We start from the raw sequence: 2,080 nt of genomic DNA on the forward strand, positions 1-2,080 counted from the left end.
GGAACGCTGACGCCGCCTGCCCTTAAGGCGCGGTCGATGGCGACGAAAGCGGAAACCGACTGGGCGGTGTGGGCGATCTCGGCATAGGGCTTGCCGTCGCGGACCGGCGGGCCGAGCACCAGCCGTGGCGAGTTCATCAGCACTTGCGGCTTTTGGCCCGGCAGCGAAACGATCTCGTAAGAGCGGGCAGAAGCATCGCCAATGAAATGGCGGCGCTGCGCTTGCGCCCAGCCGGCGCTCACGAGAAAGTCGCGCATGGCCAGCGACCTTGCGGCCCGATCGAAGGCAGGTCCCTGCCCCGACAATCGTGCCAGCCGGCCGTTGCCATGCTGGACGAGCTCGATCAGGACCGTGGTTTTCGGCAGATGGGCTTCCGCCCGCTCCGGCCATTCGACCAAAGCAGCACCTTGCGCCAAGGCTTCGTCGAAACCAAGCTCATCGATCTCGTCGGCCGAGGACAGGCGGTAGAGATCGAAATGATGCACCGGAATGCGGGTGTCGTAGCTCTGCACCAGCGTGAAGGTCGGGCTCGGAACGTCGAGGCCGGCATCGTCGGCCAAGGTCCTGATCAAGGCCCGCGCCAGCGTCGACTTGCCGGCGCCCAGATCGCCCTTCAGGGCAAGCACGTCGCCTGGGCGCAGCGACAGCGCCAGATCTTCGCCCAGCCGCGCTGTCTGGGTCTCGTCGGCGAGTAATCGCTCCAGCACCAGTCCGGTCATCGAACGCGCTACTCGGCCGCGGCACGGATGCCCGGCATGTCTGGAAAGGTGCAGATGACGGTCGTGCCCTTGTCCTTGCCGGTTTCGATGCGAACGCTGCCGCCATGCAGCTCGACGAAGCTCTTGACGATCGACAGGCCGAGGCCGGCGCCGCGCCGGCGGCCGCCATTGGCGCGCGGCTCGAAACGGCGGAACACCGAATCGAGCACATCGGGCGGCATACCGGGACCGTCGTCATGGACCGAGAATTCCACCCCGTCCGCCAGATGGCGGCAAGTGAGCCGGATGGTGCTGGCTTCCGGGGCGTAATTGGCGGCGTTGCTGAGCAGATTGTAGAGGATCTGGCGGACGCGGACCTCATCGCCGTGAAACGTCTTCGGCGCCGAGGCTGCTTCAACCTCGAGCCTGATCGAATGCTCTTCCAGCCGGTCGGCCACCAGTTCGGCCGCAGCGGCGATGGTGCGATCGACCTGCACCTCGGAAATATCGAGCTGCATGATGCCGGCGTCCACCGTCGCCAGGTCGAGTATGTCGTTGACGATGGTGAGCAGGACCGCGGAGGAGGAGCTGACATGCTCGACATATTCCCGCTGCTTCTGCGTCAGCGGACCGGTCGTGGGCTGTGACAGGAGTTCGGTGAAGCCGATGATGTTGGTCAGCGGCGAGCGCAGTTCATAGGAAACATGCTGGACGAATTCGTTCTTGAGCTGGTCGGATTTTTGCAGCGCCTCGTTCTTGTCCTTCAGCGCCCGCTCGACATGGACGCTGTCGGTGACGTCGACGAAGGTCATCATCACCTGCCCGTTGGGCAGCGGGATCATGGCGTAACTCAACACGTTGCCGTTGTTGAGCTCGGTCTGTCCGTGGCGGTCGCGGCGCTCGTCGTCGAAGCCGGTGACGGCGGCAACAAAGCCGGGCCAGGGGCTGTCCGCCGCCTGCCGGTCGCAAAGGTCGCGGATGGTGGAAACATGGACGCTGGGCTTGGCCGCTTCGCCGCTCAATCCCCAGAGCGTGGCAAAGGCAGGATTCGACAGCCGGAGCCTGCCGTCGGGTCCGAACACCGCTACGCCTTCGGCAAGATTGTCGAGCGTCTCGCCCTGGACCCGCACCGCTGTCTGGTAGCGGCTCTCGAGGTCCATCTTCTCGGTCAGGTTCTCGAACACCCAGGTGACGCCGCCCTTGGGCTGCGGATTGGCGACGACGCGGATGGTCTTGCCATCCGGCAGATGCCACCAATGTTCCTGGGATTCCACAGCGCGATAGGCACCGAGCAGGCCTTCCTTCCAGCGGCGCCATTCAGGCTGTTCGGCGATCTTGCCTTCGCTGCGCAGCCGGTCGAGCAGCAAGGCATTGTCTGGAGC

General features: G+C 64.9%; 2 protein-coding genes. Both read right to left on the minus strand.

Features of this window, described 5'->3' with window-relative positions; all coding sequences use genetic code 11:
- On the minus strand, positions 1-719 hold a 719-nt coding region (tsaE, locus tag ENZ74_RS30280), incomplete at its 3' end, for a tRNA (adenosine(37)-N6)-threonylcarbamoyltransferase complex ATPase subunit type 1 TsaE (protein WP_127313232.1).
- 8 nt (positions 720-727) lie between these two features.
- A partial coding sequence (locus ENZ74_RS30285) for a PAS domain-containing sensor histidine kinase (protein ID WP_206522365.1) occupies positions 728-2,080 on the minus strand: 1,353 nt, incomplete at its 5' end.

Origin of the sequence: Mesorhizobium sp. M7A.F.Ca.CA.002.15.2.1 (assembly GCF_003998715.1) — a bacterium.
GTDB lineage: Bacteria > Pseudomonadota > Alphaproteobacteria > Rhizobiales > Rhizobiaceae > Mesorhizobium > Mesorhizobium ciceri.